The 14,689-nt window shown below is 51.8% G+C and carries 14 protein-coding genes; 12 read left to right on the top strand and 2 right to left on the bottom strand.

The genetic code is table 11. The annotated features are described in order from the left end of the window. Positions 1-81 precede the first annotated feature (81 nt). From AB3G37_RS12100 to msrA, 10 genes are all read left to right on the top strand, one after another. Complete coding sequence (locus tag AB3G37_RS12100) at positions 82-1,386, top strand: LLM class flavin-dependent oxidoreductase (RefSeq protein WP_369787897.1); 1,305 nt, start codon at positions 82-84, stop codon at positions 1,384-1,386. Positions 1,387-1,412: 26 nt separating this feature from the next. Next, the gene (locus AB3G37_RS12095; RefSeq protein WP_369787896.1) at positions 1,413-2,630 is read left to right on the top strand and encodes an aminotransferase class I/II-fold pyridoxal phosphate-dependent enzyme; all 1,218 of its coding nucleotides are present in this window, start codon (positions 1,413-1,415) and stop codon (positions 2,628-2,630) included. Positions 2,631-2,781: 151 nt separating this feature from the next. Beyond that, positions 2,782-3,303: a sugar dehydrogenase complex small subunit gene (locus AB3G37_RS12090; protein ID WP_369787895.1), complete on the top strand. Its 522-nt coding sequence runs from the start codon at positions 2,782-2,784 to the stop codon at positions 3,301-3,303. Between the two features lie 28 nt (positions 3,304-3,331). Beyond that, complete coding sequence (locus AB3G37_RS12085; protein WP_369787894.1) at positions 3,332-4,921, top strand: GMC family oxidoreductase; 1,590 nt, start codon at positions 3,332-3,334, stop codon at positions 4,919-4,921. Between the two features lie 13 nt (positions 4,922-4,934). Beyond that, the gene (locus AB3G37_RS12080; RefSeq protein ID WP_369790948.1) at positions 4,935-6,332 is read left to right on the top strand and encodes a cytochrome c; all 1,398 of its coding nucleotides are present in this window, start codon (positions 4,935-4,937) and stop codon (positions 6,330-6,332) included. Positions 6,333-6,487: 155 nt separating this feature from the next. Then, positions 6,488-6,721 carry a tautomerase PptA gene (pptA, locus tag AB3G37_RS12075; protein ID WP_009636151.1) on the top strand — a complete coding sequence of 78 codons (234 nt, stop codon included), beginning with the start codon at positions 6,488-6,490 and terminating at the stop codon, positions 6,719-6,721. Positions 6,722-6,910: 189 nt separating this feature from the next. Beyond that, complete coding sequence (locus AB3G37_RS12070; protein WP_369787893.1) at positions 6,911-8,176, top strand: chloride channel protein; 1,266 nt, start codon at positions 6,911-6,913, stop codon at positions 8,174-8,176. A gap of 24 nt (positions 8,177-8,200) precedes the next feature. After that, the gene (locus AB3G37_RS12065; RefSeq protein ID WP_369787892.1) at positions 8,201-8,788 is read left to right on the top strand and encodes a flavin reductase family protein; all 588 of its coding nucleotides are present in this window, start codon (positions 8,201-8,203) and stop codon (positions 8,786-8,788) included. Positions 8,789-8,875: 87 nt separating this feature from the next. After that, entirely contained in the window at positions 8,876-9,733 is an 858-nt protein-coding gene (locus AB3G37_RS12060) for a hypothetical protein (protein WP_369787891.1), read from the top strand. Between the two features lie 149 nt (positions 9,734-9,882). Beyond that, entirely contained in the window at positions 9,883-10,620 is a 738-nt protein-coding gene (gene msrA / locus AB3G37_RS12055; protein WP_369787890.1) for a peptide-methionine (S)-S-oxide reductase MsrA, read from the top strand. A 42-nt stretch (positions 10,621-10,662) separates the two neighbouring features. On the opposite strand, the gene bdcA is transcribed toward msrA, so the two are convergent. Beyond that, complete coding sequence (bdcA, locus tag AB3G37_RS12050; protein ID WP_369787889.1) at positions 10,663-11,376, bottom strand: SDR family oxidoreductase; 714 nt, start codon at positions 11,374-11,376, stop codon at positions 10,663-10,665. 58 nt (positions 11,377-11,434) lie between these two features. After that, positions 11,435-12,661: an MFS transporter gene (locus AB3G37_RS12045; RefSeq protein WP_369787888.1), complete on the bottom strand. Its 1,227-nt coding sequence runs from the start codon at positions 12,659-12,661 to the stop codon at positions 11,435-11,437. 114 nt (positions 12,662-12,775) lie between these two features. Here AB3G37_RS12045 and AB3G37_RS12040 point away from each other — a divergent pair, with 114 nt between their 5' ends. Next, on the top strand, positions 12,776-13,384 hold the full coding sequence (locus AB3G37_RS12040) for a TetR/AcrR family transcriptional regulator (RefSeq protein WP_369787887.1): 609 nt from the start codon (positions 12,776-12,778) through the stop codon (positions 13,382-13,384). Between the two features lie 117 nt (positions 13,385-13,501). Next, the gene (locus tag AB3G37_RS12035) at positions 13,502-14,680 is read left to right on the top strand and encodes a sugar efflux transporter (RefSeq protein ID WP_369787886.1); all 1,179 of its coding nucleotides are present in this window, start codon (positions 13,502-13,504) and stop codon (positions 14,678-14,680) included. The last annotated feature ends 9 nt before the right edge of the window (positions 14,681-14,689 follow it).

The following is a 14,689-nucleotide window of genomic DNA, read 5'->3' as shown; positions in this document are numbered from 1 at the left end:
CAGTAGAGCGGTGAGTACGACAGTCGACATCACCGCCACTATTTTTGTTATTTCGCGATTTGAATCACATTAAGGAACACCATGACCAGGTCCTCGAATTCTCCACGTAAAATGCGTCTCGGACTGTTTGTTCAGCCACTGGGCCATCACGTTAGCGGCTGGCGTCTTACCCAGCGACTGGGTTCCCCGACCGATATCGACTGGCTGATCAGCATTGCCAAAAAGGCCGAAGAAGGCACCTTTGATATGTTCTTCGTCGGCGATGCGCTGGCAACCAACGTGCACCGTTTGCCTTCAACCATGGCGCGTCTTGAGCCACTGACTCTGTTGTCTGCCGTGGCGGTTAACACGTGTCACATTGGTCTGGCCGCGACTGCATCCACGACTTTCAGCGACCCGTTTACTCTGGCGCGCAGTTTCTCGTCACTGGACCACATTAGCCGCGGTCGTGCAGCCTGGAACGTGGTGACCTCGTATTCCAACGACGTGGCGCGCAACTTCTCGAAAGAAGATATGCCGGGCCACGCTGACCGCTACGCCAAAGCAACCGAGTTCTTGCAGGTCACCAATAAACTGTGGGAAGGCTGGCAGGAAGGCGCAGTTATCGCCAATAAAGAAACCGGCCAGTATTTCGTTGACGACAAAATCAACGCGATTGACCACCGCGGTGAACATTATCAAGTGCAAGGCCCGTTAAATATCACCCGTTCGCCACAGGGCAAACCGGTTATTATTGAAGCCGGTTCGTCTGCCGACGGTCAAAAACTGGCGGCGCACACCGCCGAGGTAGTCTTCACCGCTTCTGCCAGTCTGGAAGAAGGTCAGGCGTTTTACCGTTCGCAAAAACAGCAGGTGGTTGAGGCGGGCCGCAACCCGGATCACCTTTTGATCCTGCCGGGGGTGATGCCAATCGTCGGCCGCTCTCTGGCAGAAGCAAAAGAAACCTGGCGTCAGCTGAATCTGCTGGTGGATATCGACAATGGTATCAAGCAGCTTTCTGCGCGCTTTGGCCTGGATATGAGTCAATATCCGCTGGACGGTCCGGTGCCGGAAATTCCTGCGGTTGAAGGTAATCAGAGCCGCGTCAAGCTGCTGACTGACCTTGCCGAGCGGGAAAATCTGACCCTGCGCGAGCTGGCCGCGATTGCCGCCGGTTCCCGTGGTCACCGGGTGATTGTCGGGACTGCAGAAGATATCGCCGACGACTTGCAGCTGTGGCTGGAGCAGGAAGGTGCGGACGGCTTTAATATCATGCCAGCGATTATCCCCGAGCAGCTCGACCTGTTTGTTGAACTGGTTATTCCCGTACTGCGCGCCCGTGGCCTGTTCCGTGAAAGCTACGAGTTCTCCACGCTGCGTGAAAACCTCGGTTTGCCGGTGGTCTGAGCTTCCTTGTCAGGAGAGGGTTTACCATGAGCCATGTTTTATCCACATTAGTGTTATCTGACCGCGTGCAGCGGGTATCGATGTCACCGAACGCGGCAGCCAAACAGCTGACTAACAGCCTGAAAGAAGCCGGTGTAGATATTGCCGACTTAACGACCGGCGAGCCAGATTTTGACACTCCGGAACACATTAAACAGGCAGCTTACGCAGCCATTGAACGCGGTGAAACCAAGTACACGCCTACGCCGGGCATCAAACCACTGCGCCAGGCCGTACAGCGTAAACTGGCGCGCGAAAACAAGCTTGAATTTGACGCCGGGCAAATCGTCATCGCCAACGGCGCCAAGCAGATTATTTTCAATGCCTTTGCCGCAACCCTCAATGACGGCGACGAAGTGCTGGTGCCGGTGCCATTCTGGCCGACTTTTCCGGACAGCGTGCGTTTTAACGGGGGTACGCCGGTATTCCTCGATTGCCCCATCGAGCAGGAATATAAGCTTACTCCCGCACAGCTTGAGCAAGCGATAACTCAGCGCACTCGTTGGCTAATCCTTAATAATCCGGGTAACCCGAGTGGTGCAGTTTACGATGCCAACGAGCTGGCAGCACTGGCTGAAGTGTTGCGTCGTCATCCGCAGGTGTGGATTTTGCTCGACGAACTTTACGAGCACGTGTTGTTTGATGGCCGTCAGCATGTCAGCCTGCTTAACATTGCCGATGATTTACGTGAGCGCACCTTGCTGGTTGGCGGAGTGTCAAAAACGTATGCCATGACCGGCTGGCGAATTGGTTACGGCGCGGGTCCAAAGGCGTTGACCAACGCGATGGCGGTGGTGCAGTCGCAAAACAGTTCTGGTGCCAGTTCGGTGAGTCAGGCCGCGGCAGTAGCCGCTTTCGATGGCGGTCTGGCGTTTATTCAGCCTCAGGTGGCGGCTTATCAGGCGCGTCGCGACGTGCTGGTGGAGACGCTTTCTCAGGTCGAGGGGCTGCGTTTATTACGTCCTGAGGGCGCATTCTTTGTGTTCGTCAACTGTGAAGGTTTGCTGGGTCGTCAGCGTAGCGACGGCAAGCTCATCGAATCGGAAAGCGACGTGATGAACTTCCTGCTCGAAAGCGGCGTTTCTGGTGTTTCGGGAAGTGCTTTCGGCCTGTCACCGTATTTCCGTCTTTCAATTGCAACAGATTTCGCCACTGTAGAAGAAGCAGGCCAGCGCATTGCCAGAGCCTGTGCCGAGCTGAAATAGCTTTTTATCTCATCAGGGCATGATAAATTTCTTGCCCTGATGTTTTATTGCTCTATTTGAAACAAATAAATAACATTATCCCGCTAATTGTTTACAAATACTGATAATTAACATCAAATACATAACACCTATAAATACTAAGGGTTATTCGATGTTAAGCAGAAGACAACTCCTGAAGTCAGGAGCCTATTTAACGGGCTTCGCCGCGCTCAATCCTGTCCTTTCCTGGGCGGTTCCACCGTCTCAATCCAGTGATACCTCAGCGTTTTATCAACTTTCCTTAATGCTTACCGGCAGAAAACAGCTTAGCCAAGTGATCACCCAGCGCGCTTTGCATTGCCTGAGTGAAGAAGATTCGCAGTTTCCGACCCAAATGCAGCAGTTGTCGCGGGCAATCACCGCCGCAGGCATTACGCAAACCGATGAGCTTAACGGTCATCAGATTATGCTCGATGCCGCGACCGGTGCAACGGCCAGGAAGATTGTCTCGGCCTGGTATCTTGGTTTTACCGGAACACCCGTCTCGCTGCGTGCGGTAGATAATACCCGTTTCGTCACTTATACCGACGCCATGATGTATACCCCGACATTAGATGCCACGGTGATCCCGACCTTTTCCCGCGGCCATACCAATTACTGGACTCAGCCTCCAGCAACAATAAAAAACGATTAATTAATTTTTCTAATTATGTGAGCCAGTAATGACTAAACAATATGATGCCGATGTCATCGTGATCGGTTCGGGCGCGCTTGGCAGCAACGCCGCGCATACCCTGGCCCTGAAAGGGCGATCGGTGATTATCCTTGAAGCCGGTGAAAGAATTCCGCGCTGGAAAATCGTTGAAAACTTCCGTAATTCGTCGAAAAAAGCCAACTATAACTCGCCTTATCCCAATCAGCCCTGGGCGCACCACTCTTACGACGAACAATATATCGAGAACACCGGTTCGTTTGATTTCCGTCCCGGGATGCTAAAACTGGTTGGCGGCACGACCTGGCACTGGGCAGCGGCCTGCTGGCGCTATTTGCCCAATGACATGAAGCTGAAAACTCTTTACGGCGTAGGTCGCGACTGGCCGATGGAGTACAGCGAACTGGAGCCGTTTTATCAACGAGCCGAAGAGGCGCTGGGCGTTTGCGGCAGTGATACCGATGATCAAAGCGGGCAGGCCGGACAGCCTTTTCCCCCGCGATCCAAACCCTATCCGATGGAGCCAGAGGGTGAGACTTATCTGTTCCAGCGAGTGAAAAGCCGGATTAGTCCTGCGGGATATCATTTCATTCACGAGCCAAACGGACGTGCGACACGCCCTTACGATGGCCGCCCGGCCTGTAGCGGCAACAATAACTGTATGCCGGTATGCCCGATTGGCTCGATGTACAGCGGTGATAAACACGCCCAACATGCCGAAGACGCCGGTGCCAAACTGCTCACCGATTCCACCGCCTGGAAATTGGAGAAAGGGCATGACGGTAAAATTGTGGCCGTCCACGTGCGAAGCTCCACCGGCGAGGACACTCGCCTGACGGCAAAATACTTTATCGTTGCCGCTCACGGTCTGGAAACCGCCAAGCTGCTGCTGATTTCGGACGTCGCCAACAGCTCGGATCAGGTTGGACGAAACCTGATGGACCACACCGGCATGGGGCTGCAATTTCTTGCCGATGAGCCAGTCTGGCCGGGACGCGGCGCGGTGCAGCAGGGCGGTATTTTTAACTATCGCGACGGTGATTTCCGCAAAAAACATTCTGCCATCAAGCACGCAATGTCCAATAACGTACCCAATATGACCGTGGCCCAACGGCTGATTGCCAAAGGGGTGATTGGTAGTGAACTCGACAAACAGATCCGCCATCAGGCCGCGCGCTGGGTGGATATCTCCACCGTGTTCGAAATTTTGCCCCATGCCACCAACACGGTTCGCCCAAGTACGACGCGCAAAGATGCACTGGGCATTCCAATGCTCACCGTGCATTACGAGGTCGATGATTACGTCAAAGCCGCTAAAGGCGTGGTCGATGCGGACTATAAAAAATTCGTCAGCCTGATGGGGGGCACGGTGATTGAAGATAATACCGGCTGGCAAAACCGCGACCACCTGATGGGCACGGTCATCATGGGTGATAACCAAAAGGACTCAGTGGTCAATCACGAATGCCGAACCTGGGATCACAGCAACCTGTTCCTCGCAACGACCGGCGTTATTCCTGCGTCGGGGGTGATCAACCCCACGTTAACAGGCGTCGCGCTGAGTATTCGCGCGGCTGAAATCATCGATAAAGAGATTTGAGCAGGGGAAAATGATGAAAATTTCTTTAAGGGTGTTAACTGTCGCAGCGTTAATGGCAGGGTTTTTTAACAGCATTTCAGCTCAGGCAGCCGATGCAGCAACCGATCAGCTGATTAAACGCGGGGAGTATCTGGCGGTCGCGGCCGACTGTGGCGCCTGCCATCGCGCGGTCAAGCAAGGCGGCGCGCCTTATTCCGGCGGTTATGCCATTGATTCGCCGATGGGGCGGATTATCTCCAGTAACATCACGCCATCAAAACAGTTTGGCATTGGTAATTACAGCGAGCGGCAATTCTCCGATGCAGTGCGCAAAGGTGTCGCCGCCGACGGGAAAAATCTCTATCCAGCAATGCCTTATACCGCCTATCACGGTTTGACTGATGACGATGTTCACGCGCTGTATACTTATTTTATGCAGGGTGTAAAACCCTACGACGCCGCGCCGGCAGAGCAAACACAGCTCAGCTTCCCATTTAATATTCGCCAGATTATGTGGGGCTGGAATTTGCTTTATCGAGACGACAAACCGTTCGCCAGGCAGGACGGCGCGTCAGAGCAGCTTAATCGAGGTAAATATCTGGTCGATGTGTTGGGGCACTGCAGCACGTGCCATACGCCGCGCAATATGATGATGGCAGAAGAGAGCAGTCAGAATCTCGCCGGGGGACCGCTAGGCGGCTGGTATGCGCCGAATATTACCCCGGATAAAAGTGGCATCGGCGACTGGAGCCAGGCAGACATTGTCACCTATCTCAAGACCGGTCATCTTGCCGATAAAGCACAGGCAGCGGGTCCAATGGGCGAAGCGGTCGAGCACAGTTTCCGTTATCTGAATGACGGCGACCTTAATGCTATTGCCATGTGGATCAAGCAGGTTCCGGCGATAGCGACGCCGGTTGCTGCCAGGGAGGCGACTCCCGCCGTGGCCACTGATATTAATCAAATTATCGTGGGTCAGGGCAGTCAATCCTCGCTTGCCGCGAGTAAAACCACTGACGGTGCCGAGCTGTATAACGGCGCCTGCGCCAGTTGCCACGGTATTGAGGGGCATGGCACGAAAGATAATTTTTATCCTTCGTTGACCAGCAATACTGCCGTTTCAGGGCCGAATGCGCAAAATTTGGTGATGACTATTGCCAACGGCATTGAGCGTAAAGGCAACGATATTGACGTAGCGATGCCAGCGTTCGCCAACCAGATGAACGATGCTCAAATTGCTGCAGTCAGCAGCTATGTGCGCAATCAGTTTGCTGATATCAATCAGCCGGTGACCGGTGAACAGGTTAAAACCTGGCGTCAAGGCGGGGAAGCGCCGTTTGTTGTCCGCTATGTGAGCTACCTGATGGCCGCTGGCGTCGTCGTCGTGCTACTTATTATTTTTGGCCTGCTGCGTTTACGCAAGAAGTCTTAATTTAAAAATCAGCACGACGTGGCGAGTGGAGCAAATAATCAGCAGTTAAATCAGTAGTATTGACTGCTGGCACACAGTGCTTACTTTTTAGGGGGCTATCGCTGTAGGATGCTAAAGTATCTCAACTCGATAGCCCTTTTTTAACGGAGAAGCGTATGCCACACGTAGATTTGAAATTCATTACTCGCAACCTGACAGAAGCTCAACAAAATGCTATTTCCGACGACCTCACTGAGGTGCTGAAAAAGCATTTCGGCAGTTCTGACGAAGCAGTTTCCATTCGCCTGAATGAAATTGCCAAAGATGACTGGAAGAGCGAAGTTTATGAGCCAATCATCAAGGCGCATCTGGATGAGTTGGTCAAAAAACCTGGCTACACCATGGACTGATTGCCATTCTTTTACAGCAGCGGCGCAGCTGTTCGGCGTTGGCTGCTGTAATCTCGCTTATGTTAACAATATGTTTAAGTTGGCGTGGCCGTTCACCTTCTCATTTAAATACCATTAAACCTTAAACTTTATAATTTCCTTAATTTAGAATCAAAGCCTTACGCAGGCGTAAAACACAGGAAATAAAGGATGAGTGAACAGCACGTCGAGCCTCGCAGTGGAATAGTTCGTCTGGTATTTGCAACACTATTAACCGGTATCGCAGCGGGAATAGGCGGCATGCTGCTGGCCCTGTTGCTGCACGCTATCCAACATTTTGCTTTCGGCTACAGTCCCGACGCCATTATCAGTAAAGAGAGTTTCCTTGAAGGCGTCAGCGCCGCCAATGCCTCACGAAGACTTTACGTGTTGGTCGTCTGTGGCCTGATAGCCGGGATCGGCTGGTATCTGCTTTATCGCTTCGGCAAACCGTTAGTCAGCATTGCCAACGCGGTCAAAAATCCGCATAAGCCAATGCCTTTTTTCTCTACGCTTGTCCACGCTTTGCTGCAAATTATTACCGTGGCTCTTGGTTCACCGCTGGGACGCGAGGTTGCGCCGCGTGAAGTCGGCGCGATTGGCGCAGGTTGGCTGGCGCAGCGTTTTCATTTGACGGTGCCAGAAACGCGCATTCTGGTGGCCTGTGGCGCAGGTGCCGGGCTGGCGGCGGTGTATAACGTGCCTCTCGGCGGGGCGGTGTTTACCTTGGAAGTGCTGCTGGGCGCCTTTAGCCTCGAACTGCTAATTCCTGCTATCTGCACCTCGTCTATTGCCGCGCTGGTGGCCTGGATAGGTTTGGGCAACGAATCTCAGTATCACCTGCCGCAGTTGGATATTACTTCAGGGCTGGTGATTTGGTCGGTGATTTGCGGGCCATTGTTTGGTATCGCCGCCAACCTGTTTACCCGCGTGATGACCAACGCGCGTAAAAATGCCAAACGTAACTGGCAGATGCCGGTATTTTGTTTGCTGAACTTTGCCATTCTCGGGCTGCTTGCCGCGTGGTTCCCGCAATTGCTGGGCAACGGTAAAGGGCCGGCGCAAATCACTTTCGATAGTGAAATCACGCTGTATCTGGCGGCGGGATTATTGGTGTTAAAATTACTGGTGATCTGGGGCAGTCTGCGCTCTGGGGCTGAAGGGGGGTTGCTGACGCCAGGATTATCCAACGGCGCATTGCTGGCATGCATTTTGGGTATTATCTGGGACCATTTCTGGCCAGGCACTGCAATTGGCGCTTTTGCTATTGTCGGCGCAGCGGCGTTTCTAGCATCCTCAATGAAAATGCCGATTACCGCAGTGGTATTAATTTTGGAGTTCACCCGTGTTAATCACGATTTTTTAATTCCGATTTTATTTGCAGTCACCGGTTCAATCGCCACCAGCACGCTAATCAATAAAAAATTTAGTCGTTAATTTATCGTTATGTAAGGGAAGATCATGAATGAATTCATCAAGGCAGTGCCTTTAGATAAATCCTGGCGGCTCATCAATCATGGCCCAACGATTTTAGTCTCTGCCCGCCATCACGGCGTTGATAACGTGATGGCTGCCGCCTGGGCCTGCGGGCTGGATTTTTCACCGCCCAAGCTTACCGTCGTGATCGATAAAATAGCTAAAACTCGTGAGCTGCTGGAACAAAGCGGAATGTTTGTGATTCAGGTTCCGACGGCGAAACAGGCGGCGATGACTTTGCAGCTTGGAACAGAAACGCTGGCGACGCAGCCAGACAAGCTGGTGCGGGCAGGGGTCGAACTGTTCAACTTCGACGGTTTTGACCTGCCGTTTGTCGAGGGTTGTTCCGCGTGGCTTGCGTGCAAATTGATCCCGGAGCAGCACAATCAGCAGTCCTACGATTTGTATATCGGCGAAATCGTTGGTGCCTGGGCCGACAAACGGGTGTTTGAAAACGGCCATTGGCTTTTCGAGCAAGCGCCTGCTGAATTACGCAGTCTTCACTATGTTGCAGGCGGACATTTTTACGCCATCGGCGAGGAGATTATCGTCGGCGAAAGCGAGAAAAAGTAACAGCAGGAGGAAGGCTACGCTGTAGTTAAGTACTGAGATTGCTGGTTATGTTGGAAGTCTTCATAACTGGCAACTCTCAGGTAAATTATGTATCATCATCCGATCAATGCCCCGGTTGCAGTCCCTGCACCCTCTGTAGCACCCCCCATTAATACGCCTCACCAAGTCTCAGCGCCTCAAATTAGCGCGCTGGCTCAACATCTTGCTAACTTGCCGACGCCGGTGGCTAAAAAGATAATTCATAATTATCAGGAACATCCCAGCCTCGGTTTAGCGTCGATAGCTCGGCCAACTCATAAGGGAAAACCGAGAGAATTTGAAAGCAATATGGATATGTTAGGTGATGAGCTGAAACAGTCGAATATTGTCACATTATTGTCTTTAGACAACAAAATGTCGGAAGAAATTTTCGACCCTGTAGCAGGGATATTTCAAGCCGATAAAGCCACTCAGTTGCTTAATGCAAAAGGAATTTCTTATGTTGTTGATCAACAGTATTTTGTGACAGATAGTTATGATTTTCCATCAGTTAACCTGGCAGATGATGATACTTTTATCGCCACTCTTGATGGCATAGTGCAATGGATTTTGGCCGAAATGGCGCGGAATCCCCATACTATGCTGGCCATTCATTGCGGAGCTGGTGATGGTCGCTCTGGGGTAGTGAAAAGCGCCTGCCTGATTGCTCAGGGCCTGAAGAACGGAAACTCTTCATATCATCAGGGCATTACCGCCGCAGATAAGTCAGCAATGGTTGATACTGAGCTGAACAATAGTTTTGATAATGTTCATGCCAAAACTGGAAGCTACAAGATTGTCGATGACGCGGTGAGAAATATTCGTACCGTACATGGGGAGGCAGTAGAAAGACCATCAGATGTTGCCATGTTGAATAGCTATGCCGAATACTGCTCTCAGCGTGTACTGGCAAATCAGGGGCCATAGAATTTAAATGAAAGCCATTATGACAATTTTGTCATCCTGAGGTCATCGCATTAACCCGGTTTAGCTGCCATCTTTAATGTACCAGGCTGAATAAAAATCAAGCTGCTTTCGCGGTTTGCCCGTTCGCCGACACTCCCGTGAGGTACATTATGAAAACAGCGCAAAAAAGATTCTCCTCTTTACGCCGCTCCGGTCCGTGGGGCGCGTTTATTGCCATCACTGCGCTGCTGTGGTGCAGTATTGCCTGGTCATTTGGCGGGGCAGAACCCGCCGTCTCCATACCTGCGCCATTGAAAGATGAAGCCCCAGCTAACTCGCATTCCGAAACGGCGCTGTTTGCCGGTGGTTGTTTCTGGGGCGTCGCGGGCGTGTTTCAGCACGTAAAAGGGGTGACCAAAGTGGTCGCGGGTTACACCGGCGGTTCGGCAGATACTGCCAATTATGAAACTGTCAGCAGTGGCGATACTGGTCATGCTGAATCCGTCCAAGTCACCTTTGACCCCTCGCAGGTCACTTACGGGGCACTTTTGCAGGTGTTTTTCTCAGTGGCGCACAACCCTACCGAGTTAGACAGGCAAGGCCCGGACAGCGGCACACAGTATCGCTCGGCACTTTTCCCGCTGGGTGATTCGCAGAAAAGCGTGGCTCAGGCTTACATTGCTCAGCTAGATGCCAGCAAAGCGTTTGGCAAGCCATTGGTCACCACCGTTGAAAGCCATAATCATTTCTATCCGGCAGAGAGCTATCACCAGAATTATTTGGTAGAAAATCCTGATGCCCCTTATATCGCAATCAACGACATGCCGAAAATTGGCCAGTTGAAACAGCTGTTTGCTGCACGTTACCGCACCGATCCGGTGCTGACGCCAGTATCTACAGGTTCGTAAAAAGCCAGCCTGCGGGCTGGCTGGTAAGTATCAACAATCATTTCAGGCACCAAAACCGCCGTCAATGGTCAGCGCTGAACCGGTGACCATTGCGGCCTCGGCACTGGCGACCCAACTTACCATTGCCGCGACTTCATCGCCGTGAGCGTGGCGTTTTATAGCCATAAAACTGTGCATGAGTTCGTTTAACGGGCCATCGGCAGGGTTCATATCAGTATCCGTGGGACCGGGCTGTACCACGTTTACCGTGATGCCGCGTGGGCCAAAATCGCGCGCCAGTCCTTTTACCATTCCCTGTAAGGCAGACTTGCTGGTGGCATAGGCGCTGAGCCCCTGCATTGGCATTCTGTCTGCGTTAGTTGAGCCGATAAACACGATTCGGCCATCATTGGACATCTGCCTTGCAGCTTCAACTGCGGCAAAGTAGGGGGCATGAATATTAATCTGGAACAGTTTTTCTATCTCGTCGGCGTTGAGAGTCAGCGGATCTCCGGCACTCAGCACGCCAGCATTGACAATCAGCACATCCAGATTGCCCAGTTTACTGATTTGACTGGCAATTGCGTTGCGATCGGCGCTGTCGAGCTGTAGCGCGGTAGAGCCTGTTTGTTGAGCCAAAGTTTCAGCGGCCGAGTGTGAGTTTACGTAGCTGAAAACAACGTCGTCACCCTGTTCGGCAAATTTTTTAACGATTGCAGCACCGACTCCACGGCTGCCGCCCATGATAAAGACCTTTCTTTTATTCTGGGTATTCATGATTTTTTCCTGATTTTGTTGTGATTGACTAATGAATTAGTCGATTTTTTGCCACAAATCATTCCGATGCCGGGTCGAGATGCTGACGCTGTCCCGGTGGAAATCCGTATTTGTTCGCGCGCGAGGCAATAGCCAAGCCCAACAAGGTCAAAGCAATGATTGTCCAGGAGAAATATTTAACCCCGGATTGTTCAAGTAAAAGGCCGCCGACTATGCCGCCGAGCGCGATAGCTAAATTCCAGACCACCACATTCATCGACAAAGCAATATCAGCGCCTTCTCCTGCCGCATCGGCCAGCGCGGTTTGCAGCAGTGTTGCGGCACCGCCAAAAGTTAGACCCCATATCGCCACGCCGCAATAGACTATGGTCGGTGATGACCCCTTTAATGCAAACGCCAGCATTGTTAGCGCAAAAATCCCAAGGCTTAAAAGCACGGCGCGGCGTAAAAATCGTTCAACTATTTTGCCGGTTAAAATAATTCCTGCCAGAGCAGCGATGCCGAAAGTAAGCAGCACCAGACTCACATTTTTCTCAAGCCCGGCCTGCGCAATAAATGGGCTGATAAAGGTGTAAAGAATATTGTGAGCGAGGATCCAGGCCATAACGACCGACAATACAGGCCTGACGCCCGGGGTCATCAGCACCTGACGCAACGCTATGGCAGACTTGCCAGACTGTCCGGGGAAATTGGGCAATGAAATCAAAATCCAGACAATTAGCAGTACCGACAAGCCTGACATCACGCCAAAAGTCAGCCTCCAGCCTAATAGATCTCCCATCCAGGTTCCCAGCGGTACCCCTAAAGAGAGCGCAATCGGCGTTCCCACCATGGCAATAGCCATGGCTTTTCCCTGTTGTGACGGTGTAACCATCCGGCGCGCGTACCCTGCCAGCAGGCTCCAGGCCAAACCGGCAGCCGCACCTGCCATAAAGCGGGTAAAAAGTGTCAATACATAGTTTTCAGAAATAGCAGTCAGTGAGTTAAAGAGCAAAAATCCCAACACCGTGAGCAAGATAACGTGGCGACGAGGCCAGCTGCGCGTCATCAAAGTCAAGGGAATAGCGGCGATTAGCGAACCTGCCGCATAGGCGGAAATCAGTTGACCGGCATAAGACACAGAGACATGCAGACCTTGAGCAATCTGCGGTAAAAGTCCGGCAGGAACGGTTTCAGTCATGATGCAGATAAAACCGGTCATCGCCAGGGCCAGCAGGGCCATCACCGGCAAGCGTTGAACCTCGGGTGGTGAACTGACTTGGTCTGAATTGCCGCGATGATGCATAAATTTCTCACTTATATATCGATTAGTACATAAGTGTTGTCATGGCGGCGGCAGCTTGTCAATGATTTATGTATCGACTAGTATATAAATATTGTCATTGCTATGGAGATTTTCATGAGAACCGGGCGTCCAAGACAGTTTGACCGTGATACTGCGGTGCAGCAGGCGATGCATCTTTTTTGGCAGAACGGATATGAGTCAACTTCGCTGGCGCAGCTAAAAGCCGCGATGGGTCAGGGTATTACAGCGCCCAGTTTCTACGCAGCTTTTGGTTCCAAGGAAGCATTGTTTCGCGAGGCCGTGTCGCGCTATCTGGCTTCTCACGGGCAGGTAATGGAACCGCTATGGGACAATTCCCTGTCTCCTGTCACGGCCATCGAACTCGCGCTTAGACAGTCCGCCCGCATGCAGTGTGAGAAAAATCATCCACAGGGTTGCATGGTAGCACTTGGGGTAATGTCGGCATGTTCCCCTGAAAATCAGCAGGTTATGCAGCCACTGAAGGATTCTCGCCTGCGTATTCGGCAGGGTATTAAATCTTGTCTGCAACGCGCGATAGAATGCGGTGAACTAATGGCAACAACTGATGTGGCCGGGCTAGCGGCATTAATCGACAGCTTTTTACTCGGTATATCTACGCTTTCACGTGACGGTGTCACGCTAGCCGTTATTGAAGGCGGCATTTCTCAGGCAATGAACATACTCGAGCAAAATCGCGCTTGACCTGTTGCGGGTGAATTCTTTGCAGACAAAACATTAATAATAATGATGTTTTATTGCTGTTCGAATATTAACTATGCTATCAATACTTGATAAAACTTTGTCTTTCAGGGAGTTGGCATGGAGTTGGAACAGCAGGCCGTGGGCAGCAATCAGCTGGTCAGCGCGGCCTTTATGGCGACAGTGTTACTTTTAGGGATCTCCGGCGCGTTTCAATGGCCAGTACTCAGCCTGTTTCTTACCCGCAATACTGGCGCAACGCCGATGATGGTTGGCGCTTTTTATACTGTCAATGCCATTGCGGGTATCGGGATGAGCCAGCTTATTGCTCGACGTTCTGATGCCACTGGCAACCGCCGCAACCTGATTATTGCCTGTTGTTCTATTGCTGTGGTGAATGCGCTGCTTTTTGCCTATAACCGCCACTATTGGGTGCTGATTTCACTGGGTGTGCTGATGTCAGCGGTTTCCATCGCGGCGATGCCGCAAGTATTTGCACTTGCTCGCCAATATGCTGATCAAACAGGCGGCGAAGTGGTGAAGTTTACCACTCGCATGCGGGCGCAGATTTCGCTTTCGTGGATCGTTGCTCCTCCGTTGGCCTTTTTTACCCTCGCGCATTTTGGTTTCACTGTCCTTTATTTAATTGTCGCCTCTCTGTTTGCGCTGGCATTAGTGCTGGTGGTTGCTTTACTGCCTTCATTGCCAGCATTGCCTGTCCAGGCTATTGAAACCGGGCCAAATGTTTCTAAAACCAAGGACAGGGATGTTTGGTGGCTGTTTGCCGCCTTTGCATTGCTGTGGGCCGGTGATGCGATGTATCTTATTGATATGCCATTATATATTTTAAGCCTGAGCCATATCGCAGCCGGTTTCGCCGGTTGGTTGTTGGGCGTGGGTGCAGGATTCGAAGTGTTAATTGTGTTGTTCTCGGCGCCATTGATTCATCGTTTCGGCAAACGCCCGCTGCTGCTGGTGGGGGTGCTGAGTGCCGTAGTTTTTTATGCCGGTATGGCGCTGGTTGATTCACCGCTGGCTTTGATGGCAATACAGATTTTTAACGCATTGTTTATTGGTATCGTTGGCGGAATGGGCATGCTTTATATGCAAGATTTATTGCCCGCGGCCCCTGGTTCTGCCAGCACGCTCTACAGCAACAGCGTTTCCACCGGCGCTATTATTGCCGGACTGCTTCAGGGGCTGGTGAGTGAGAATCTCGGACATCAGCCCGTATATTGGGTGGCAATGGTGATTTCACTGTTGGCGTTGGGTATGGCGTTGAGGGTTAAAAAGGCATAACGACCGTTA

Source organism: Rouxiella sp. WC2420 (genome assembly GCF_041200025.1).
GTDB lineage: Bacteria > Pseudomonadota > Gammaproteobacteria > Enterobacterales > Enterobacteriaceae > Rouxiella.
This window is presented reverse-complemented; position numbering and strand designations above follow the sequence as displayed.

Coding starts and splice junctions, on each gene's coding strand:
- AB3G37_RS12100 (WP_369787897.1), top strand. CDS start 82: ATGACCAGGTCCTCGAATTCTCCACGTAAAATGCGTCTCGGACTGTTT.
- AB3G37_RS12095 (WP_369787896.1), top strand. CDS start 1,413: ATGAGCCATGTTTTATCCACATTAGTGTTATCTGACCGCGTGCAGCGG.
- AB3G37_RS12090 (WP_369787895.1), top strand. CDS start 2,782: ATGTTAAGCAGAAGACAACTCCTGAAGTCAGGAGCCTATTTAACGGGC.
- AB3G37_RS12085 (WP_369787894.1), top strand. CDS start 3,332: ATGACTAAACAATATGATGCCGATGTCATCGTGATCGGTTCGGGCGCG.
- AB3G37_RS12080 (WP_369790948.1), top strand. CDS start 4,935: ATGAAAATTTCTTTAAGGGTGTTAACTGTCGCAGCGTTAATGGCAGGG.
- pptA (WP_009636151.1), top strand. CDS start 6,488: ATGCCACACGTAGATTTGAAATTCATTACTCGCAACCTGACAGAAGCT.
- AB3G37_RS12070 (WP_369787893.1), top strand. CDS start 6,911: ATGAGTGAACAGCACGTCGAGCCTCGCAGTGGAATAGTTCGTCTGGTA.
- AB3G37_RS12065 (WP_369787892.1), top strand. CDS start 8,201: ATGAATGAATTCATCAAGGCAGTGCCTTTAGATAAATCCTGGCGGCTC.
- AB3G37_RS12060 (WP_369787891.1), top strand. CDS start 8,876: ATGTATCATCATCCGATCAATGCCCCGGTTGCAGTCCCTGCACCCTCT.
- msrA (WP_369787890.1), top strand. CDS start 9,883: ATGAAAACAGCGCAAAAAAGATTCTCCTCTTTACGCCGCTCCGGTCCG.
- bdcA (WP_369787889.1), bottom strand. CDS start 11,376: ATGAATACCCAGAATAAAAGAAAGGTCTTTATCATGGGCGGCAGCCGT.
- AB3G37_RS12045 (WP_369787888.1), bottom strand. CDS start 12,661: ATGCATCATCGCGGCAATTCAGACCAAGTCAGTTCACCACCCGAGGTT.
- AB3G37_RS12040 (WP_369787887.1), top strand. CDS start 12,776: ATGAGAACCGGGCGTCCAAGACAGTTTGACCGTGATACTGCGGTGCAG.
- AB3G37_RS12035 (WP_369787886.1), top strand. CDS start 13,502: ATGGAGTTGGAACAGCAGGCCGTGGGCAGCAATCAGCTGGTCAGCGCG.